Raw genomic sequence first — 20,908 nt, 5'->3', positions numbered from 1 at the left:
TACCTGGAAATGTCCAATGTCGACCTGACAGAAGAATTCACCAACATGATCACCACCCAGCGCGGCTACCAGGCCAGTGCCAGGGTCATCACAGTATCTGACACATTACTTGAGGAACTTATCCAGCTTAAACGGTAGTCCCGTAAGTAAACCAAATTCAAACATGTAAAGGGTGAGTAGAAAGTGGCGGCAGCACCGCAGCAAGCAGCACCGCAGTTGCAGAAAAAGAAATTCTTTACCGTCAAGACCTTGCTGATTATCCTAATTATCCTTTTATTATTAGCCGGTCTGGGTGTAGGGGGCTATATCTACTTGAAAAGCACTCTCGCCAGTGAAAAAAAATCAGGCCCGGACCCTGAAAAATTGGTTACTTTCAGTATGGGCAGCCTGCTGGTGAACCTTGCTGATCCCGGTGGCAGCAACTTTATGCGACTCACCCCGGTATTGGAATACGAGGAAAACAAGAAACTTGGAGAGGAACTCACCAAGAACAAAGTAATTCTGCAAGACTGTATTATACGGGTCATCCGTAAAAAGAAGCTGGCGGATGTTCAACCGCCGGACAGCATTGATAAAGTGGCAGATGAGTTAAAGGCGGAGATTAATAAAAACCTCCACCAAGGCAAGATTCACCGGGTTTATTTTTCGGAATATCTCACTCAGTAAGGGTGATGCATGATGATGACGGAAAAAGAAATAGAGCAGTTTCTGAGTGAGCTGAACGGAACACAGAGCGGGGGGGAAGCGGCCGTGAAAAAGGTCCGCTTTCCTCCCCTGGATTCCTTGCGCCAGGAGAGAACAATTAAAACCAGTTTGGCCCATATTGAAGATGTTAAAGTGACCATCAGCGCTGAACTGGGAGAAATAACGTTAAAGTTTCGTGAAGTGCTGAACCTGGATGTTGGTTCCGTAATTGACCTTGAAAAGTCCGCCGGTGACGCTATTAATGTTTATGTCAATGACAAAAAAGCAGCTCTGGGGGAAATAATTGTAGTAAACGACAGTTTTGCTGTAAGGATAAACAAGCTTATACCCCCGAAAAAGGTCAGGCGAGAGAGTGAATAATGGATAGCGAAACTCTATGGCTGTTTATAAGAATGATCATTCTATTACCTCTGGTGCTGGTGCTGGCCTATTTTACCATTAAATACGGCTTAGCCCGCAACAAAGGGTTTACCGCCGGCGCCCGGCACATGAGGGTTGTGGAGCATTTGCCCCTGGGGCCGAAGGGCGGGCTGACCCTGGTGGAAATCGGAGGACGCTATTATCTGGTGGCCTTCCAGGAAGACAGCATTTCTCTATTAAAAGAATTTGATTCATTACCGGAACCGATCACCGGCACTGGGGCTGGCCCCGGGTCGGTAAAGGATTTTAAAGAAGTTTTGTCCCAGCAGATGAAGCAGTTATCACAACAATACCTGACCGGGTTGCGCCGGCAGGGAAAAAGCGGGAGTGGGTGTCCGGAAGGTGATCAGGAGGAAAAAAAGTAGCAAATTCATTCTATTGATTCTTACAGCGCTGTTTCTATTTATGCTGCCAACCGGGGTTTTTGCGGAACCCCTGATTCCGATACCCAATATTAACTTAAATGTGGAGACAGCCAACCAACCCCAGCAGGTGGTAGACAGTGTCAAGCTGTTAATCTTTTTAACCCTGCTGTCGCTGGTCCCCGCCTTTTTAATAATGCTGACTTCCTTTACCCGGATTATTGTGGTGCTTTCTTTTTTACGCAGTGCCCTGGGCACCCAGACACCGCCCAACCAGGTGTTGATCGGATTGGCCCTCTTTCTTACGATTTTTATCATGTCGCCTGTTTACCAGGACATGAACCGGAATGCCATTCAACCTTATTTAGCCAATCAACTGACCTATGAACAGGCCATGGATAAAGCAGCGGAACCACTGAGGAACTTTATGTCCAGGCAAACCCGGGAAAAGGACCTGGGCTTGTTCCTCGGTGTGGCCAAGATGGACAAGCCCAAGAACATCAATGAAGTTCCCATGTCCGTTCTGGTGCCTGCCTTTGTGATCAGCGAGCTGAAGACGGCCTTTCAAATTGGTTTTATTCTATTCGTACCGTTTCTGGTTATTGACCTTGTGGTGGCCAGCGTCCTGATGTCCATGGGGATGTTTATGCTGCCGCCGGTCATGGTTTCCTTGCCCTTTAAACTGCTGTTGTTTGTGATGGTGGACGGCTGGTACCTGGTGGTTAAATCCCTGGTGGAGAGCTTTAGGTAGGAGGGCTTGCTGTGACTCAAACATACGTATTGCACCTGGCTCGGGAAGCCTTAATGATGGTGGTAATTCTTTCCCTCCCCGCCCTGGGAATGGCTATGCTGGTGGGTCTGATTATCGGTATTTTACAGGCCACCACACAAATCCAGGAACAGACCCTGTCCTTTGTGCCCAAGATGGTGGCGGTCTTTGTAACTTTAATTGTGGCCGCAGGGTGGCTTTTGAATATTGCCATCAGGTTTACCACCCGGCTGTATGAGCAGATCCCCAATCTGGTCCGCTAGGAGTGCAGGAAGTGCTGAATCTTGATTTTATCACTGTTTTCTTTTTGGTATTTATACGGATGGCCTCCTTTGTCTTCTCCTGCCCCCTTTATGCTGTGCCGGGGATTCCCCCGCTGGTAAAGGCCGGACTTTCCTTTATCCTGGCGGTGCTGGTGACTCCCCTGGTGCAGCCGCCCTCCCTGGAGTTTCCCGGCGGCATGTGGGGGTTTGGCCTGGCGGTGTTCAGTGAGGTGGGTGTGGGACTGGCCCTGGGCCTGGTATGCACCTTTGTCTTTAACGTAGTAAAAATTGCCGGGCAACTACTGGACTTTCAAATCGGCTTTGCCATGTCTGCCGTAATGGACCCCTTGAGCGGCAGTATGAATACCCTTATTTCCAAGTTTCTTTTCTTTATGACACTGGTTTTATTCATGAATGTGGACGGGCACCATGCCTGATCAGGGCGCTGATCAAAAGTTACGAGATGGTCCCTTTAACAGCGGCAGGGATTAACGGGGAAGTCACGCTTTTAATCATACGAATTTTTACCGATACCTTTGCCCTGGCCATACAAATCTGCGCGCCGGTGGTGGCAATTTTAGTCATTACCGACCTGGCCATGGGTCTGATTGGTAAGACAGCACCTCAGTTGAACATTTTCCAACTGGGCTTTCCTTTGAAGATTGCGGTGGGGGTTTCGTCGCTGGCCATCCTTTTACCGGCCCTGACCTCCGTCTTTAAATATTTGTTTGATACCCTGCAGAAAGATCTCTTACTCTTAATGAAGGGGTTGGCCTGATGCCGGAAGGTTCTCAGGAAAAACCGAACAGGCGACGCCCAGGCGGTTGCAGGAGGCCAGGCGGAAAGGTCAGGTGCCGAAAAGCGCCGATCTGAACGGGGCTCTCCTGCTGCTGGTGGCCGGATTGTTTGCGCTGTTGTCCAAGGACGATCTGATCACCCAAACCCAGAAGTATTTCTATACATACTTTAACAGCTTTGTGCACCGCCAGCAGCCGGATTCTTATTTAGTAGAACTGCTGATTGGATTTACGGTGAATGTTTTTGCTGTTTTCGTTCCCTTCTTTATCATCCTGATGGTGGTGGCCCTGGGAGCCAATTTGGCCCAAATCGGTTTTTTGTTTGCCCCCGAGGCCATTAAGCCCAGGCTGGACAAATTGAACCCGCTGAACGGCCTGAAAAACATGTTCAGCGGCCGCGCCATGTTTGAGTTGGTTAAATCACTGTTTAAAATTGTTATAGTGGGATGGGTCATTTACGCAGCGGTGATGGGTGAACTGGCCAACCTTCTGGCCATCTTTCACTCGCCCCCGCAAACCATGTTCAATCAGGTCTTGACGGTGGCTCTCAAAGTACTTTTATGGGGTGCCGCGGTTTACCTGGGCATCGCCTTGCTGGACTTAGTCTACCAGCGGTATGCCTTCCAAAAGCAGATGCGGATGAGCAAGCAGGAAGTAAAGGATGAGTATAAGCAGACCGAAGGAGATCCGCAAATCAAGGGCTGGCTGCGCAGGCGCCAGCGCCAGTTATTGATGAATTTGGTCCGTAAGGAAGTACCCCGGGCCACGGTGGTTGTCACCAACCCCACCCATTATGCGGTGGCGTTAAAGTATGAACAACCCATGGCGGCTCCGCTGGTGGTGGCCAAGGGTACAGACCAACTGGCCAAACAGATTCGGCAAATCGCCAAGGAACATAACGTTCCTGTTATAGAAAACGTCGAGGTAGCCCGGTTTCTTTATGCCCATGTGGAGATTGGGCAGGCCATCCCGATAACAATGTACCAGGCAGTGGCAGAAATACTGGCCATGGTATACCGGTTAAGCAGAAAAGAAGGTATTTTTAAAGATAAAGGCAACAAAAATGGAGGTTTGCAATAAGTGGCAGCACCCACATCCCTGGCAGCCAATTTAAAACAGTATAGCGACCTGATCATTGCCGGTCTTGTTATCGGCATTGTGCTGCTGATTATTATTCCCCTGCCCCCGGGCATGCTGGATTTTTTCCTCATTCTCAGCATGTCGTTGGGTCTGGTGATTATGTTAATCACCATGTTTACCACGGAGCCCCTGCAGTTTTCGATTTTTCCGACACTGCTGCTGGTGACCACGCTGTACCGGCTGGCCCTTAATATTTCTTCCACCCGCCTGATCCTGGGGGACGGGGCCGCGGGAAAGGTCATCGAGCCTTTGGCCAGTTTGTGGTGGGCGGCAATTATGTAGTCGGCGCGGTGGTCTTTATTATCATCACCGTTATTCAGTTTGTGGTCATTACCAACGGTTCAGGCCGGGTGGCGGAAGTGGGTGCCCGTTTTACCCTGGATGCCATGCCGGGAAAGCAGATGAGCATCGATGCGGACCTCAACTCCGGCTTAATTACCGAAGATGAGGCCCGGGCCAAAAGGGAACGCTTGCAAAGGGAAGCGGATTTCTTTGGGGCCATGGACGGTGCCAGTAAATTCGTGCGCGGCGATGCCATTGCCGGTATTGTCATTCTACTAATTAATATTTTAGGCGGCTTTGTCATTGGTGTGGTCCAAATGGGCATGCCCATGGACGAGGCCTTAAAAAGGTTCACCATCTTAACCATCGGTGATGGACTGGTGGCCCAGATACCGGCCCTTTTAATCTCCACGGCCGCCGGTATTTTGGTGACCAGGGCCACTTCCGACGGCACCTTTGGCAAGGATTTGTCCAGGCAATTTCTGAATTTCCCCAAGGTGCTGTTGCTGGCGGGGGTTATTCTGGGCATTATCGGCTTGATTCCGGCCATGCCCAACCTTTTAATCCTGTCCATGGCGGCGGTGCTGCTTTACTCGTCCCTGGCCATTACGCGGGAAAGAAACAAGAAAACCTTGGCCGAGCAGCAGGCCCAGGCATTACAGTCCCAGAAGCAGCAAAGACGTGAGCCGGAAAATGTTTTCAGCTACTTTCAGGTGGACCCGCTGGAAATTGAAATTGGCTACAATTTGATTTCCCTTACGGATGAATCCCAGGGCGGCGACCTGCTGCAGAGGTTGGCTGCCGTTCGCCGGCAGTGCGCCTCCGAAATGGGCATTCTTGTGCGGCCTATCCGTATCCGGGATAACATGCAGCTCCCTTACAACGCTTATGTCATTAAAATCCGCGGCGTAGAAGTGGCCGGCGGGGAACTGATGCCGGGGCATCACCTGGCCATGGACCCCCTGGGACAGGACCTCAAGTTCAACGGCATTCCCACCACAGAACCCACCTTTAACCTGCCCGCCTGGTGGGTGACCGGGCAGGACAGGGAGTTTGTGGAGCTCAATGGGTTTACGGTGGTTGATTGTTCCACGGTTCTGGTGACGCACCTCACAGAAATTCTCAAACAGCATGCCCACGAACTGCTGGGCCGGCAGGAAGTAAAAGAATTGGTTGAGGTGGTGAAGGAAAAGAACCCGGCGGTGGTGGAAGAACTGGTGCCGGATATGCTTTCTCTGGGTGAAATCCAAAAGGTGCTGCAAAATTTACTGAAAGAAAGAGTTCCCATTCGGGACCTGGCAACCATTTTGGAAGCCCTGGCGGACGGGGCCAGGTTAAACAAAGACCCGGATTACCTGACAGACAATGCCCGCCAAAGCCTGTCCCGGACCATTTGCCAGCGCTATGCCGACGGGCAGGGCAAGCTGTCTGTTATTACATTGCATCCCAAGTTGGAGCAAAATGTTCAGGAGGCCATTCAGCAAACGCAATTTGGCGCCTACCCTGTCCTTGAGCCCCGACTGGTGAGAAAATTACTGGATAAGCTAAATGCCGTGGTGGAAGATGTCACGATGCGGGGTGCCAACCCGGTGCTGCTTTGCTCCCCCAGGGTACGTTTACCCTTCAGGCGGTTAATCGAAAGGTATCTGCCGAACCTGGCGGTGCTTTCCTTAAATGAAATACCGGCAAATGTAGAAGTGGAAGCCATTGGGACGGTGAGCATTGATTGAAAATAAAAAAATATACCGTCAGCACGATGCAGGAAGCAATTCAGCTCATTAAACAGGATTTAGGTCCTGAGGCAGTTATTGTCAGCAGCTATAAAATAAAAGGCCCCGGTTGGACGGGCTGGTTTCGAAAGATACTGGAGGTTACAGCGGTGCTGGATGACGCCCCGGTACTGGAAGTAAAAAAACTGCCCCCGGCGGCGGAACCGGAGGAAAAGTTAAACTTGAAGCCCCAGCCGGAGCCCCCGAGACCAACCTATTATACAAATTACCAGGTGATACGAAGCCAGGGCACTGCTTATGATACCTTTAACGGCCGCGTTGAGCGGGTGAAACTACCGGAAACCAATTTTCAACCTTTACTGGACGAGGCGCTGCTGCAGATGGCGGAAATAGACCTTGGAACGAAGGTGAAAGGCATGGAACTACATGGCAGAAACAATCATGTATACCAGCGCTGGCTTGACAAACTGCTGGATATGGATATCCAGGAGGGAGTGGCCAGGGCTTTGCTGGAGGCAACCCTGCGGGAAGTCAGAGAGTACGTGTCCGATGATATGATCGAGCTGTCATTGATAAATAAGACCGCCGAAATTTTAAAGTCCGCTTGCCGTAGAGAAGAGGACGCTCGTTTTATGACCTTTGTGGGGCAGCCCGGCGTTGGAAAAACTACCACTCTGACAAAACTGGCTACCCGATTCCAGCTGCTGCAAAAGAAAAAAGTGGTTCTAATTACCATTTATACCTATCGATACGGTTCTACCGATCAATTAAAGGTCTATGGGGAAACCCTTGACGTGCCGGTGGAAGTGGTCATGACCCCTGCCGAACTGCGCCAGGCCATTGAAAAACATACTGATAAAGATCACCTTTTAATTGATACCGTTGGCCGTTCTGCCAAAAATACCGGGCAGGTACTGGAACTGAAGGCTTTTTGGAAGTCATTCCCAATGAACAGGATATTTTCCTGGTTCTTAATGCCAGCACCAAGGACCGGGATATGTTCCGTACCATCAAGGACTTCCGCATTGCCCATTTTAATAAATTTATCTTTACTAAGACTGACGAAACCGAAACACTGGCTCCATATTAAATGTGGTAAGCCGCACCGGGTTGCCCATTGCATATTATACGGACGGGCAGAGTATTCCCGATGACCTGGAAAAGGCTCATCCCAAAAAGTTAGCCAATTTATTGTTTAGGAGTGCCGATCGTTATGAGGAGTCCGGATCATAACTTGCTTCAGACAGTCAACCGAAGAAGTGACTCCGGGTCCAGGGTTATTGCAGTAACCAGTGGTAAGGGGGGCGTTGGGAAATCCAATCTGGTGGTAAACCTGGCCGTAGAACTCAACCGGCGTGGCTACCGGGTGGCTATTTTTGATGCCGACCTGGGAATGGCCAATGCCGAGGTGCTGTTGGGGATTGTCCCAAAGTACACTTTATACGATTATTTGTTTAACGGAAAAAGCATTGATGAAATTCTGGCGTCTTCCCCCCAGGGAATTGAGATCATTTCAGGGGGTTCCGGCTTTGTGGAACTGGCCAACCTGGACCATCAGGCTAGAAAGCGGCTGGGGCGAGGACTGCAGGAACTTGACCGCAAGTTTGACTTTGTACTGGTGGATACCGGTGCCGGTATTTCCAGGACAGTCCTGGGATTTGTTGCCGCGGCGGACGAGGTCATTGTCGTTATTACGCCGGAGCCAACCTCCCTTACGGATGCCTATGGATTAATTAAAGTTCTTTCAAAATATAATGTTCATAACGAAATGATGGTTGTTGTTAACCGGGCCACCGACGAAAGGGAAGCCCAGCGAACCTACCAGTCTATGGAATCAGCCACAGGTCAATTTCTGCAAGTTCGCCTGATCAACCTGGGTTACCTGCCGGAAGACAGTACGGTAGTCCAGGCAGTAAAACACCAGCAACCTTTTATCAAGATGGCTCCTGCCGCCCCGGCATCACAGAATTTGGCAAAAATCGCCAGCCACCTGATTTCAGGCAGAGAGGAAGAACCCATGGGGATACAAGGTTTCTTTGGTAAGCTAATTCGTTTGTTTGGTAAAGGGAGCTAAAAGTATGAAAGTAGAAAAGTTAAAAATCGGACAGAAGGTTACCATTTTTCCTGTGGATCAGGACGAACAGTATGTGAGTTCGGTATATGACATTGATGCCAGAGGCATTTATGTACTATCCCCTTTGCCGGTGCTCGCCCGCTGGTACTGACCCACGGGCATAAGGTTCAGTTGAAATACCTGGGGGAAGGCAGTGCCTACATTTTTGTTACCGAAGCCATCGGCAGGAAAAGTGAGCAGGACAGGCTCCCCATGTACATATTTAAACATCCCCCGGATTCGGAAATCAGAAGAATCCAAATGCGGGAATTTGTCCGGGTGCCTGTTACGATCAAGGTGCAATATGCCCCGCCCCATGAAAAGGATACAGCTGTTCTCAAAAAAGCTTACACCGTTGATATAAGCGGCGGTGGAATGAAGGTTGCCGTTAAGGAGCCCATTAACAAAGGGACCATGGTTCTGTTAACCTTTACGCTGAATATAAAGACCAAGAAAAAACAGCAGGAATTTAAGTTACCGGCCCAGGCTGTTCGATGCCAGTTGGTTGATGAAGATACAAAGGTGTATCACGTGGGATTCAAATTTCTGGATATCAAGCCACCCCAGCAGGACTTGATAATGGCTTATGTTTTTGAGCGTATGGTGGAGATAAAACGCAGACAGTAACTGGAAGTGGAAAGTATGTCGATAAACCTGGCATGGGAAAAGTTTATAACGACCCGGGATGAGGAAGCCAGGCAGAAACTTATTATTCACCACCTGCCTTTGGTCAAACATTTGGCCGGCCGGGTGGCGGTAAAACTGCCCGCCCTTATTCAACGGGAGGACCTGGAAAGTTATGGAGTCATCGGACTGATGGAGCACTGGACAAATATGACCCTGCCATGGGGAACAGCTTTGATTCCTATGCCTACCACCGCATAAGGGGGGCCATGCTGGATGAAGTTCGCCGGCAAAACTGGCTGCCCAGGACCGCCTGGCAAAAGTTTCAACTTTTGAAAAGCACCCGGGAGCGTCTGGAAGCAGAACTGGGACAAGCTGTTTCTGATGTGGTGTTGGCCAGAGAAATGGGGATACCCGTGGAGGAGCTGCACCAGTTGATTTTTCACGCCAACCGCATGTACTTGCAGTCACTGGACGAAGAACTGTCCGGCAATGACGGCAGTCTCATGAGCAAACTGGATTTGGTGGAAGACATAAACAGCCCGGATCCCTTAAGCATTGTGGAGGAGAAGGAAAATAAGAGGCTTTTAACGCAAGCCATCGAGATGCTGGGAGAAAGGGATAAGCTGATCCTGTCTCTTTACTATAGTGAAGGTTTAACTTTAAAAGAAATTGGTCAGGTGTTGGAGGTATCGGAATCCAGGGTTTGCCAGCTGCATACCCAGGTCATGAAAAGGTTGAGAGAAACCCTGCAGGATATGCTAAATCGTTAGTTCGGAGGGGAAAGAAATGCTGCGAGGTCTGTATATCACCATGAACAGCCTGGACGTTCAACAGGCGAAATTAAACAATATCTCGAATAATTTGGCAAACCTTGCCACAACCGGATACAAAAAGAACAATGTGGTGGTAAACCAATTTTCCGAAACCCTGCAACTGGCTTTGGAGGCCAACGGTCCCGGCGGCAAGCGTCAACCCATCGGCCAGGGCAACCTGGGCAATATGGTTACCCAGGTGCATATCGATTATAAACCGGGCCCCCTGACAGAAACCGGCAATTTAACGGATTTGGCCCTGGAAGGGAAAGGATTTTTTGTCGTGGAAAACGACAACGGCGACCAGCTCTATACCCGGGACGGTTCCTTTCATGTGGATGCCGAAGGCAATCTTTTGAGCAGTGAAGGATACCGGGTGCTGGGCGAAGGGGGACCAATAACCCTCGAAGACCCGGAACACCTGGCGATACGGGAAGACGGCACCATTTTTTCGGGCGAGGGTGAAGAGGTCGAAGAAGTGGATAAACTCCAGATCGTAGAGTTTGCAGACCCTGCTTTGTTAAAAAAGACAGAAGGCAATTATTTTACCGACCCGGAAGGGTCCGCTGAACCGGCTGTATCCACCACGGTGGTGCAGGGATGGCTGGAAAGATCCAATGTGGACCCGGTGCAGGAAATGATTGATATCATTCCTGTGGCCCGTATCTATGAGTCCAGCCAGAAATTGGTTCAAGTGAACGATGAACTGCTGGATAAGGTCATCAACCAGGTAGGGCGTGTCAAGTAGACTTGGGACTTTATCATATAAAATTTTTATAAGCGGGTGATCGAATGATTATTAAGACCCTGGCCAGCGGAGCCTCCGGCATGCGGGCCCACCAAGTAAAGTTAGACACCATCGGCAATAACATCGCCAATGTCAATACCACCGGCTTTAAAAGAAGCAGGGCCAATTTTGCGGATATCGTCCGGCAGGCCTTAGGAGATGAAGGTGTTCCTACCACCGATGATCCAGGCCTGAGGGAGGTTCCGGGGTAAGGATGGTGTCCATCGCCAGAATCATTGATCAGGGGGACTTGATGCAAACCGGTCGTGACCTGGATTTAGCCATTGAAGGGCAGGGGTTCTTCAAGGTGATGCCTGCCAGCGGAGAGGATGATAAAGAATACTATACCAGAGACGGTTCCTTTTACATTACTACCGTCGATGACGAACCGAAATTAGTAAATTCAAGCGGTTATAAGTTGGACTGGGACGGTGAACTGGACCCGGAAACCTATAAAGTCTATACCGTAGACGAAAAGGGTAAGGTCTGGGGCCAAAAAATTGCAGATGGCAAAATGGAGGAGTTAGGGACCATTGAACTGCATACCTTCCCGGCTCCAGGCAATCTACTGAATAAAGGCAACAACCTTTATATTCCAACTGAAGCCAGCGGCGAGGCTACATCCGGGGCACCCGGCGAAGAGGGGCTGGGATTGATACGGTCGGGCTATCTGGAACGCTCCAACGTGGACCTGGCCACGGAAATGATCGGCATGATTGAGGCCCAGCGGGCCTATGCGGCCAATTCCCGCACCATTCAAACAGCTGATGAAATGTGGGACCGGGCCAATAATTTACGAAAATAAGGTAAATCTGCCTTAATATAGAGAGATTGGACATGATATCATAGCCTAAAGGGGGGCAGACATGGAGCTGTCAAAGGGAAATGCGGAAATCCAGGTCGGCATCGCCGACTACAAGGTCGCAACTTCCCCCCATCGACTGATAACCCTGGGTCTGGGTTCCTGTGTTGGGGTGGCGCTATACGATTCTGTTACGAAGGTAGGGGGGCTTTTACACATCATGCTTCCCGACAGTACACAATTTAACAACGTAACCAAGCTGGCGAAGTTTGCGGATACAGGGATTCCGATCATGATCGAAGACATTAAGCGCAGGGGCGGCAACCCGAGCCGGTTAACCGCCAAACTGGCAGGGGGAGCCCAGATGTTCTCGGGGCTGGATGAAAAATTTGTATTAAACATCGGACAACGAAACTCAGCCATGGTCCGTGACATCTTATGCAGAATAGGGATCCGCATCCTGGCCGAAGAACTGGGCGGCAACCGGGGCCGAACCATGATCTTTGATACTTCCAACGGGCAGGTAACGATACGAACAATCGGATCTCCCTTAAAGGTGATATAAAATGACAGACTTTGAACGTTTTAAGGAGAGGGTTTATCAAACCTTTGGTCTGGATCTTAACAGTTATAAAGAGAACCAACTGAAAAGACGTTTGGATAATTTATTAACCCGCAAGCAATATGCAGATTGCCAGGTTTTCTTTAACTACTTGAATAGCAACCGAAATGCCTGGCACGAGTTTTTGGACTATCTGACCATCAATGTCTCGGAATTCTTTCGGGATGTTAAAATGTTTCAAACCTTGGAGTCCAAAATATTGCCGGAGCTGTTGCAGAAAAGGGGCAGTCTGAAAGTCTGGAGCGCAGCATGTTCCAACGGGTGCGAGCCCTATACCATCTCCATCATTCTGGAGGAGATCGCTCCCGGAAAGAGACATCAAATCGATGCCACTGATATCGACAGCACCATCCTGCAGGCGGCAGCGGTGGGCAGCTACGGTGCGGATGCGGTAAGAAATGTGGCAAAGGAACGGTTAGCCAGATATTTTACCCTGGAACAAGGGAAATATCACATTTCCAGTAAAATAAAATCGAAAGTTACCTTTAAGCAGCATAACCTGTTGGCCGATAATTATCCTAAAGGCTACGATTTGATTGCCTGTAGAAATGTGACCATCTATTTTACCCGGGAAGCCCAGGATAAGGTGAACTTCAAATTTGCCCAGTCCTTGAACCCCGGAGGGTACTTATTTATCGGTGGCAGTGAAACGATCTTCAATTATGCAGAAATGGGCTTTGAAAAGGTTTCTCCGTGTTTCTACCGAAAAAATAACCAGTTGACGGTGGCTGAAAGGATGGGATGAAATGGCCGGTAACCGGGTTTTGACAGATACCCATATGGACGTACTGAAGGAAATTGGCAATATAGGTCTTGGTAATGCAGCTACCGCTTTGGCTACCATGGTCAATAAACGTATCAATATGGCAGTTCCCCAGAGCAGGTTCCTGTCTCTGGAAGAGTTGATGGAGCTGGTGGGCGGTTCGGAAGAAGTAGTTTGCTGCGTGAGCCTACGGCTGGAAGGAGATGTGCCGGGACAGATCCTGTTTTTATTCAACCTGGAAAGCACACTTAACCTGGTGGATATGCTGATGGGCCTGGAAAAGGGAACTACCCGGGAACTGGATGAAATGGGAGAGTCGGTGGTCAAGGAAATAGGTAATGTTTTAACAGGCTCTTTTCTCAGCGCCATCGGTACCATGACCGGGCTGAAACTGCTGCCCACCGTTCCCATGTTTGCCACCGATATGCTGGCTGCGGTGCTGAGCGCTTCGCTGGTTGCCGGGGGTTACGTTGAGGAGCATATTTTGATGATTGAAACATTGTTGTTTGAGGACCAGGAACAAATCAGGGGGCACTTTTTCCTAATTACTGAACAGGGCTCACTGCAAACGCTATTTAGTTCTTTAGGGCTCACACTATAATTATTAGGGGGATTAGTAGAATGAGCAAGCGTATTCTTATTGTGGATGATGCTGCCTTTATGCGTATGATGATTAAAAATATACTGACCAAGAATGGTTATGAGGTTGTGGGAGAAGCTGAAAACGCTGCAATCGCACTGCAAATGTACAAGGAACTAAAGCCGGATTTAGTAACAATGGATATTACGATGCCCGAAATGGATGGCATCCAGGGTGTAAAGGCCATCCGGGCAGTGGATCCCAACGCAAATATCATTATGTGCAGTGCCATGGGCCAGCAGTCCATGGTTATGGAGCCATTCAGGCCGGAGCCAAGGACTTCATTGTTAAGCCCTTCCAGCAGGACCGCATTCTGCAGGCCATTGAACGTGTACTTTCCCGGGGTTAATCTGAAAAGTATCCTGGTTTAGAGGGGGTGTAAAAGTTGTCCAAGGAAGTTCTGAGCCAGGGGGAAATAGACTCGCTGCTGGCGGCGTTAATGGCAGGAGACGTACCCCGGGAAACCATGGAAAACAAGGAACATAGAAAGTTAAAGCTCTACGATTTCCGGAGGCCTAATAAATTTACCAAGGAACAGCTGCGCACCCTTCAGGTATTGCACGAGGGTTTTGCCCGGCTGCTCTCCAACTTTTTATCAGGTTATTTAAGATCTTCCATCTCCATTGAAGTTGCTTCCATGGGGCAATTTACATATGAGGAATTTATAAATTCAGTCCCCAGTCCAACGGTGATGACGGTCTTCAGCCTGGCGCCCCTTAAGGGAACAGCCTTGATGGAAACCAACCTGCAGTTTTTATTCCCGGTGCTCGACCTTCAATTCGGCGGGCCAGGAGAATTGCCCTTTAAAATGAGAGAGCTGACGGATATTGAACTTTCTGTGGCCAACCGTATTATCAAAAGACTTTTGGATCATTTAACCATCACCTGGAAAGATATTGTCAGCATTACGCCCAAGGTGGAATCAATCGATGCCAACCCGCACCTGCACCAGTTGATGTCGCCCAACGATATCGTTGCGGTGATCACCTTTTCCGCCGGTGTGGGAGAGGAAGTGCGGGGACTTATCAATCTCTGCCTGCCTTACAGCCTGCTTGATTCCGTACTTTCCAGATTTTCTATGGCCAACCAGTTTACCAGGGAGACCGAGCAGGAAGAGAAGGACCTGCAGGCGCTGGAGTTCTGGCTGGGCGAGTCAGACGTAGAAGTCAGTGTCATTGCAGGACATGCAGACATTGCTGTAAAGGATTTCCTGCAGCTTCAGGTGGGGGATGTACTGCCCTTGAACAGAGGTTTTACCCAGGATCTTGATCTGTATGTGGATGATGAACTTAAATATAAAGTCCAAGTGGGAACGGTCGGCCAGAGCCTGGCGGTTCAGGTGACCTCACTGGCCGAGGAGGCGTGGGAAATTGTCTAAACTGTTAAGCCAGGAAGAAATTGATGCTTTAATGAGAGCCCAAATAACGGGCAGCAACCCGGACTTGTCACCGGAAACAGAGGCGGCGGTGGAAAGTGCCGGGGCCCTGCCCGAGGAACCGGCAGGCATCGCGGCCATGCCGGGAGACCAATTGGAAAATCTGGATATAACCGGATTAATGACCCCTGAGGAAATGGACGCCCTGGGGGAAATCGGCAACATATCCATGGGGTCTGCTTCGACCACCCTATCGGAAATTTTAAGTCAGAAGGTCAGTATAACCAGCCCGCGAGTTAGAATTCTAACCAAGAAGGAATTATTTGATTCTTTTGTTGTTCCTTATCTGGTGATTAAGGTTGATTTTAGCGAAGGGCTGAGTGGATATAATTTATTGGTCATTCGTTTAAATGATGCTGCCACCATGGCCAGCCTGATGATGGGGGGAGACGGCACCCCCATGTCCGAGGAAATCTCGGACCTGGAAATCAGTGCAGCGTCCGAGGCCATGAATATGATGATTGGTACGGCCGCGACCTCCCTGTCACAGATGTTCCACCGTCCAATTAACATTTCACCGCCTGAGACCAATCTTTTGAGAACAAAGGAAGATCCGCTGGCGCACCCGCCGGAAAAGATAGAGGACATTATTGTTGCTGTCTCCTTTGATATGAAGATCGGTGATTTGGTTGATACCGAGATCATGCAGATCATGAGTGTGGAGACGGCCAAAGAGGAAGCGAACCTTCTCTTAAGGGACATCATGGGCACACCGGAACCACAGCCTGAGGCAGCCAAAGAGGAATTATCCGGTGTACCCAGCTCGGATAAGTTGGGCGAACTGGTAGGCATGTTACCGCAGGAGAGTACCCCCCCGCCGGCCCCGGCGCCTGTAGCGCCGCCGCCCGTTGTCCAACCGGAATATAAACCCTTGTCTCTGGGATCCCTGGAGCAAAGGAACCTGGATTTGATCCTGGATATCCCCCTGCGGGTCAGCGTTGTTCTGGGAAGAACGAAACGCCCCATCAAGGATGTATTAAAGATTGCTCCCGGTTCAGTGGTTGAATTGGATGCCCTGGCCGATGAACCGGTGGAAGTTTTGGTGAACGGAACTTTGGTGGCCACCGGTGAAGTGGTGGTTGTCAACGAAAACTTCGGCATTCGCATTACCAATATCATTAGTCCCATGGAGAGAATTAAGAGGTTGGGCAATAAAAGATTTTAAAAAGAACAGTTAGAGGTGAGACGGGTAATTCGGTAAACGGATTCCCTTCTCACCTCTTTTTGCTTGACTGATTGGAGATTGCCGTCAATCCGGTGACGGACAGCTATTCATTCAGTATGAAGACGAACGAATATTGGGCTTCATCTACGGCTTTCAGGGCGGAGGCCAGGTCTTCGGTGTAAGTGACATTTTCCCCTTGCTCCCGGGGGTCCAGGCCCAGGATACCTTCCAATACCTCCTGTTTAAAGACAGCCAGGGTTTTATCCTTTTCATTGGGAGAAATGGTTTGTAAAAGGCTGCTTTTTTCCTTTAATGTATTGATGAACGAGCAGTCTCCTCCCGCGAATAAAACAAAGACCGGCCGCTTCTCGCCGTCGGCACGCCGGCTGAGGGCATGTATTCTGCTTAACAAAAGGTCAAGGTTCCGGTATTCCTGGTACAAGATAAAATCCTCTTGAACAAAGTCCCTGGTTAGCCTGTCCAGCAGGGAAAGGGGATGCATGCCGGACTGTTTAATTAAAGCCGCCTTAGCCATCTGCATCTACCTCCGTATACATTATTCTTCCTCCGGCTGGATGCGAGTCCAGCGGTTGCTGTCCCGCTGCCGGTATTTCTCCATCATTTCCTGAAAGGCCTTGTCCAGATCAATATTCAATGAATTGGCGAAACAGCGACGATAAACAAAATATCCGCTAACTCCAGATCGAGGTTACCCTCCGGTTCCCCTTCCTTTTTGGGCTTTTGGCCATACAGGTGGTTAACCTCCCGGGCCAGTTCACCCACTTCCTCGGTCAAGCGGGCCAGCATGGACAGGGGGTGCCAGTAGCCCTCTTCAAACTGGCTAATCCATTCGTGTACATTCTTTTGCATGTCTTTGAGACTCACAGAACCCCTCCCGATTAGACAAAATCAAACAGGTATATTATACCATTGACTCCCTTTTATTGTTACCCCTGGCGTCTTTTTCATGTGATATTGGTATAAAGTAGAAGTCTCAACAGTATTATTTAAAAAGAACTTAGCCTGGGGGGATTTTTGTGCTCACACCGAGATGGATATTTTTAAACAGGCGCAGGCTCGGCCCGATGGCGGCCGTGGCAGGAATTATTATTGGCATTGTTTTTTTAAGCAGCTGGTTGTTTTCAGGGACCGGCCAGGTAGATGAGGAAAAAACCTTTGAAACAGCCCTGGATAACACCTTCGCCAGCCGGAGCTTTCGCTTTGTGGTGGAATCAAAGCTCCTGGGGGAGAATGAGTTTTACAGCAAGGTGGAAGGCGAGCGGGTGATGCCCGATAAGGTTCATATCAAGGGCACGGTCCTGAAAACACCGGTAGAATTTACCCAGGTTGAAGACAATACCTATATGAAGGATCCCTTCTCCGGCAAATGGCTGACCCTGAAGGATTTAAAGCTGTCGCAAACTGAATTGTTTATTTCGGAGTTAAACCCTTTGGCCAATTTTAATTTTAAAGATATCCCGGAACTGGCCCTGGTTGGTGAGGAAAGGTTGGACGGGGAAAAATGCCTGGTCTATGAACTGAAGCCCAATGTGGAGAACGTGTTTTTAGAAGACCAATTTGATGATTTTTATTATAAAGTTTGGGTGGATAAAAAAGATACAAACATTCGCCAGGCCATGATCAGAGCAAACAAGATGGACACGAATACCGGTGGACTGGAAATGCTGATCAAAATATGGGATTATGACCGTGACCTGAAGATTGAGGTCCCGCCGGAAATACGAAAAACTCTGGAGACTCAGCCTAGTAAAGTTTTCTATGCCGTTCCCAAAGGGAGCGGCATTTTTATCCCGATATCGGAAAATCTAAACAGTGGAACTTGGACATCAACTATTGACGAAAAAAAGGTTTTTTTGTTATGCTCAGTTGGTAGGCAATTACTGGCAAGGAGTGAAGATGATGCATCCCCATGTGGAAAAAATACTTTTAGACGAGAACCATATTAATGAACGGGTAAGGCAGTTAGGGCAGCAAATCACACAGGATTACCAGGGTGAAAGCATCCTGATGGTCGGTATCCTCAAGGGTGCCATGATCTTCCTGGCAGACCTGGTGCGTCACATCGAAGTAACCACTTTTTTTGATTTTATGGCCGTTTCCAGTTACGGTGCCGGCACCATTTCGTCCGGAGTTGTACGGATATTAAAGGACCTGGACAAGAGTATTGAAGGGAAGCACGTCATTATCGTGGAAGACATCGTCGATACCGGGCTGACCCTGCGGTACATGGTGGAAAATATGAAATCCCGGGGTCCGGCCAGTCTAAAAATTTGCACGCTCCTGGATAAGCCCGACCGCCGCAAAGTGGAGGTTCCCATCGATTATAACGGGTTCAGCATCCCGGATGAGTTTGTGGTGGGTTACGGTTTGGACTACAACGAGCGTTATCGTAATTTACCTTACATCGCTGTACTGAAGCCGGAAATATACAAGGGCTAATTCGAGGTTCGATTAATGTAGGGAGTACAACTTCTTAACAAGAGTTTTACTGAACGGAGGAATAACTTTATGTCTTTAGCTGAGCAGGAGCTCATCTTGGTCCTGGATTTCGGTGGACAGTATACCCAGCTCATTGCCCGTCGTATTCGGGACTGTAATGTATACTGCGAAATTGAACCCCATAACGTTTCCATTGACAAGATCAAGGGGAAGAATCCCAAAGGCATCATCTTTTCCGGCGGCCCGTCCAGTGTTTACGTGCAAAACGCACCCACTGTCGATCCGGCAGTTTATGAACTGGGCGTACCCGTACTGGGCATTTGTTACGGCATGCAGTTGATGACCCATCAATTGAGGGGGAAAGTGGTTTCCGCCGAACAGCATGAGTACGGCCGCACTAATTTGAAAGTAATGCAGTGCGACAATATTTTTAAAAACCTGATGGCCGATGAGGAATGCTGGATGAGTCATGGCGACCGGGTTGAAGAGGCGCCGCCGGGCTTTCAAGTCACCGCCAGAACCGAAAAAGCTCCTGTGGCTGCCATGGCCAACCCGGAACAGAAGTTATATGCCGTTCAATTTCACCCGGAGGTCGTTCATACTCCCAAGGGAATGGAGATTCTAAAGAGCTTTTTGTTTGACATTTGCGGCTGCACCGGCTCTTGGAACATGGGTTCCTTCCTGGAGGAAGCCGTGCATGACGTCAGGCAAAAGGTGGGGGATCGCCAGGTATTGTGTGCCTTAAGCGGCGGGGTGGATTCTTCCGTTGCCGCGGTGCTGGTGCACAGGGCGGTGGGGGACAAGTTGACCTGTGTGTTTGTGGATCACGGGTTGTTGAGGAAAAACGAAGCACAGCAGGTGGTAAATACCTTCCGCAACCAGTTTAATATTAAGCTGGTACACGTGGATGCCTCGGAACGGTTCCTGGGGAAACTCAAGGGTGTCACCGACCCCGAACAAAAACGTAAAATCATCGGCACCGAGTTTATCCGGGTGTTCGAAGAAGAGGCCAGAAAACTGGGAGAAATCGATTTCCTGGTCCAGGGGACCCTGTATCCGGACGTAGTTGAGAGCGGCACCGCTACAGCGGCGGTGATTAAATCCCACCACAATGTAGGCGGCCTGCCGGAAGATATGAAGTTTCAACTGGTTGAACCCCTGCGCTGGCTGTTTAAGGATGAGGTGCGCCGGTTAGGCGAAGAATTGGGCCTGCCGGAGGAGATTGTCTGGCGTCAGCCCTTCCCCGGCCCCGGACTGGCTGTCAGGATCCTCGGGGAGATTACCAAGCCAAAATTGGAGATTTTAAGAGAGGCCGACTTTGTGGTGACCGATGAGATTAAAAGGGCCGGCCTGTCCAGAGAGATCTGGCAGTACTTTGCGGTGCTGCCGGATATGCGCAGCGTTGGCGTAATGGGTGACGGGCGTACCTACGCCTACGCCATCGTGGTGCGGGCTGTTTACAGCCACGACGGCATGACTGCCGACTGGGCACGCATTCCCCACGATGTACTGGCCAACATCTCCACCCGCCTGGTGAACGAGGTGGAAGAGATAAACCGGGTCTCTACGACATCACTTCCAAACCTCCGGGAACCATTGAGTGGGAGTAGGTCGGTAGAGGCGTGGTGCCTCGAATTGAAAGTCCTTAAAGCATTATGAGTTATTATTACTGGTGGTTTTGATTTCTAAACAATTTAGGAGATCAAAACCACTAATAACTAAATTGTTGGGATTTTGCCAATTAATTCCATAATTTTTAGGAGTTTAGAAGAAAATACGGGTTAAACAAATACTATTTGCAGTGGAATTATAGTTAAACTATTATACCGTTTCTCCTTTGCTGAAAATACCCTTGTTAGTAAGCTTACATCCGCAGATTAAGCACTGTAAAATTTGTCCTAGCTCGTTGACAAATTTACACGGTCTTGCTAGTATTGGATTGTACAAATCAATCGTTCCGTATATGCTTGGGAATTGGCCCAAGTGTTTCTACCAGGCAACCGTAATTGCCGGACTACGGGAGGGAAAGTGTACCTAGGGTTCCACAACCCATGAGGGTTGGTTTGGTCCAAGCGGTACAGGCGTTTTGCGCTACACCGATAGGGATAAAAGCCCAGGCGGTAGGTTTCACTCTGCTTTAGAATGAAACCTATCGTTCTGGGCTTTTTTGACTTTGTGTGGCTTGTAAAAACCTGTTAACGCATTATAAATTTT

25 protein-coding genes, 5 pseudogenes and 1 riboswitch are annotated in these 20,908 nt (G+C 49.4%); of the genes and pseudogenes, 28 read left to right on the top strand and 2 right to left on the bottom strand.

Features of this window, described 5'->3' with window-relative positions; genetic code table 11:
* The first annotated feature begins 9 nt into the window (after positions 1-9).
* From P378_RS05350 to fliY, 25 genes and pseudogenes are all read left to right on the top strand, one after another.
* Positions 10-138 (top strand): flagellar basal body rod C-terminal domain-containing protein, encoded by a 129-nt coding sequence (locus P378_RS05350; RefSeq protein WP_099082524.1) that lies wholly within the window; start codon positions 10-12, stop codon positions 136-138.
* Between the two features lie 45 nt (positions 139-183).
* A complete protein-coding gene (locus tag P378_RS05345) occupies positions 184-666 on the top strand; it encodes a flagellar basal body-associated FliL family protein (protein WP_238472910.1) in 483 nt (160 codons plus the stop codon).
* 9 nt (positions 667-675) lie between these two features.
* Positions 676-1,065, top strand: coding sequence for a FliM/FliN family flagellar motor switch protein (locus P378_RS05340; RefSeq protein ID WP_238472909.1), 390 nt, complete (start codon positions 676-678; stop codon positions 1,063-1,065).
* A gap of 32 nt (positions 1,066-1,097) precedes the next feature.
* The gene (gene fliO, locus P378_RS05335; protein WP_238472908.1) at positions 1,098-1,490 is read left to right on the top strand and encodes a flagellar biosynthetic protein FliO; all 393 of its coding nucleotides are present in this window, start codon (positions 1,098-1,100) and stop codon (positions 1,488-1,490) included.
* Positions 1,491-1,530: 40 nt separating this feature from the next.
* Positions 1,531-2,238: a flagellar type III secretion system pore protein FliP gene (fliP, locus tag P378_RS05330; protein WP_338013837.1), complete on the top strand. Its 708-nt coding sequence runs from the start codon at positions 1,531-1,533 to the stop codon at positions 2,236-2,238.
* An 11-nt stretch (positions 2,239-2,249) separates the two neighbouring features.
* A complete protein-coding gene (gene fliQ / locus P378_RS05325; protein ID WP_099082521.1) occupies positions 2,250-2,519 on the top strand; it encodes a flagellar biosynthesis protein FliQ in 270 nt (89 codons plus the stop codon).
* 59 nt (positions 2,520-2,578) lie between these two features.
* Positions 2,579-3,297 (top strand): annotated as a pseudogene (gene fliR / locus P378_RS05320) (flagellar biosynthetic protein FliR).
* A gap of 73 nt (positions 3,298-3,370) precedes the next feature.
* Positions 3,371-4,396 carry a flagellar biosynthesis protein FlhB gene (gene flhB, locus P378_RS05315; protein ID WP_238472907.1) on the top strand — a complete coding sequence of 342 codons (1,026 nt, stop codon included), beginning with the start codon at positions 3,371-3,373 and terminating at the stop codon, positions 4,394-4,396.
* A pseudogene (flhA, locus tag P378_RS05310) lies at positions 4,397-6,468 on the top strand (flagellar biosynthesis protein FlhA). It abuts the gene before it with no gap.
* Positions 6,465-7,622 carry a flagellar biosynthesis GTPase FlhF gene (gene flhF, locus P378_RS05305; protein ID WP_238472906.1) on the top strand — a complete coding sequence of 386 codons (1,158 nt, stop codon included), beginning with the start codon at positions 6,465-6,467 and terminating at the stop codon, positions 7,620-7,622. Before flhA ends, flhF begins: the two are co-directional and overlap by 4 nt.
* Positions 7,561-7,701, top strand: coding sequence for a hypothetical protein (locus tag P378_RS22775; protein ID WP_274378642.1), 141 nt, complete (start codon positions 7,561-7,563; stop codon positions 7,699-7,701). Before flhF ends, P378_RS22775 begins: the two co-directional genes overlap by 62 nt.
* Positions 7,682-8,542, top strand: a complete 861-nt coding sequence (locus P378_RS05300) for a MinD/ParA family protein (protein WP_099082520.1) — start codon at positions 7,682-7,684, stop codon at positions 8,540-8,542. Before P378_RS22775 ends, P378_RS05300 begins: the two co-directional genes overlap by 20 nt.
* A gap of 4 nt (positions 8,543-8,546) precedes the next feature.
* Complete coding sequence (locus tag P378_RS21055; protein ID WP_238472905.1) at positions 8,547-8,693, top strand: hypothetical protein; 147 nt, start codon at positions 8,547-8,549, stop codon at positions 8,691-8,693.
* Positions 8,660-9,208 (top strand): flagellar brake protein, encoded by a 549-nt coding sequence (locus P378_RS05295; protein ID WP_338013842.1) that lies wholly within the window; start codon positions 8,660-8,662, stop codon positions 9,206-9,208. Before P378_RS21055 ends, P378_RS05295 begins: the two co-directional genes overlap by 34 nt.
* A gap of 15 nt (positions 9,209-9,223) precedes the next feature.
* Entirely contained in the window at positions 9,224-9,466 is a 243-nt protein-coding gene (locus tag P378_RS23420) for a hypothetical protein (RefSeq protein ID WP_338013836.1), read from the top strand.
* Positions 9,427-9,978 (top strand): sigma-70 family RNA polymerase sigma factor, encoded by a 552-nt coding sequence (locus P378_RS05290; RefSeq protein WP_338013835.1) that lies wholly within the window; start codon positions 9,427-9,429, stop codon positions 9,976-9,978. The genes P378_RS23420 and P378_RS05290 overlap by 40 nt, the downstream gene beginning before the upstream one ends.
* Before the next feature lie 16 nt (positions 9,979-9,994).
* Entirely contained in the window at positions 9,995-10,768 is a 774-nt protein-coding gene (gene flgF / locus P378_RS05285; RefSeq protein ID WP_099082519.1) for a flagellar basal-body rod protein FlgF, read from the top strand.
* 44 nt (positions 10,769-10,812) lie between these two features.
* Positions 10,813-11,019 carry a flagellar basal body protein gene (locus P378_RS21050; RefSeq protein ID WP_238472903.1) on the top strand — a complete coding sequence of 69 codons (207 nt, stop codon included), beginning with the start codon at positions 10,813-10,815 and terminating at the stop codon, positions 11,017-11,019.
* 2 nt (positions 11,020-11,021) lie between these two features.
* Positions 11,022-11,612: a flagellar hook-basal body protein gene (locus P378_RS05280; RefSeq protein WP_238472902.1), complete on the top strand. Its 591-nt coding sequence runs from the start codon at positions 11,022-11,024 to the stop codon at positions 11,610-11,612.
* A 61-nt stretch (positions 11,613-11,673) separates the two neighbouring features.
* The gene (locus P378_RS05275; RefSeq protein WP_099082518.1) at positions 11,674-12,174 is read left to right on the top strand and encodes a chemotaxis protein CheD; all 501 of its coding nucleotides are present in this window, start codon (positions 11,674-11,676) and stop codon (positions 12,172-12,174) included.
* A gap of 1 nt (position 12,175) precedes the next feature.
* Positions 12,176-12,976: a CheR family methyltransferase gene (locus P378_RS05270; protein WP_099082517.1), complete on the top strand. Its 801-nt coding sequence runs from the start codon at positions 12,176-12,178 to the stop codon at positions 12,974-12,976.
* Position 12,977: 1 nt separating this feature from the next.
* Positions 12,978-13,595, top strand: coding sequence for a chemotaxis protein CheC (locus P378_RS05265; RefSeq protein ID WP_099082516.1), 618 nt, complete (start codon positions 12,978-12,980; stop codon positions 13,593-13,595).
* A 20-nt stretch (positions 13,596-13,615) separates the two neighbouring features.
* Positions 13,616-13,983: pseudogene (locus P378_RS05260) on the top strand (response regulator).
* A 36-nt stretch (positions 13,984-14,019) separates the two neighbouring features.
* Positions 14,020-15,012, top strand: a complete 993-nt coding sequence (gene fliM / locus P378_RS05255; protein WP_099082515.1) for a flagellar motor switch protein FliM — start codon at positions 14,020-14,022, stop codon at positions 15,010-15,012.
* Positions 15,005-16,234: a flagellar motor switch phosphatase FliY gene (fliY, locus tag P378_RS05250; protein WP_099082514.1), complete on the top strand. Its 1,230-nt coding sequence runs from the start codon at positions 15,005-15,007 to the stop codon at positions 16,232-16,234. Before fliM ends, fliY begins: the two co-directional genes overlap by 8 nt.
* Positions 16,235-16,337: 103 nt before the next feature.
* On the opposite strand, the gene P378_RS05245 is transcribed toward fliY, so the two are convergent.
* Both P378_RS05245 and P378_RS05240 read right to left on the bottom strand, forming a co-directional pair.
* Positions 16,338-16,769, bottom strand: coding sequence for a DUF1015 family protein (locus tag P378_RS05245; RefSeq protein WP_099082513.1), 432 nt, complete (start codon positions 16,767-16,769; stop codon positions 16,338-16,340).
* Positions 16,770-16,790: 21 nt separating this feature from the next.
* Positions 16,791-17,119: pseudogene (locus P378_RS05240) on the bottom strand (nucleotide pyrophosphohydrolase).
* A gap of 152 nt (positions 17,120-17,271) precedes the next feature.
* On the opposite strand from P378_RS05240, the gene P378_RS05235 reads away from it, so the two are divergent.
* The 3 genes and pseudogenes from P378_RS05235 (at position 17,272) to guaA (ending at position 20,304) form a co-directional block, all read left to right on the top strand.
* Positions 17,272-18,201 carry an outer membrane lipoprotein-sorting protein gene (locus P378_RS05235; protein ID WP_238472901.1) on the top strand — a complete coding sequence of 310 codons (930 nt, stop codon included), beginning with the start codon at positions 17,272-17,274 and terminating at the stop codon, positions 18,199-18,201.
* On the top strand, positions 18,155-18,694 hold the full coding sequence (hpt, locus tag P378_RS05230; RefSeq protein WP_099082512.1) for a hypoxanthine phosphoribosyltransferase: 540 nt from the start codon (positions 18,155-18,157) through the stop codon (positions 18,692-18,694). The genes P378_RS05235 and hpt overlap by 47 nt, the downstream gene beginning before the upstream one ends.
* A gap of 69 nt (positions 18,695-18,763) precedes the next feature.
* A pseudogene (gene guaA, locus P378_RS05225) lies at positions 18,764-20,304 on the top strand (glutamine-hydrolyzing GMP synthase).
* A 327-nt stretch (positions 20,305-20,631) separates the two neighbouring features.
* Positions 20,632-20,731: riboswitch (purine riboswitch) on the top strand.
* The last annotated feature ends 177 nt before the right edge of the window (positions 20,732-20,908 follow it).

The organism is Desulforamulus profundi, assembly GCF_002607855.1.
Note: the sequence above shows the minus strand (reverse complement) of the source record. Positions and strands in the feature narration are given on the sequence as shown.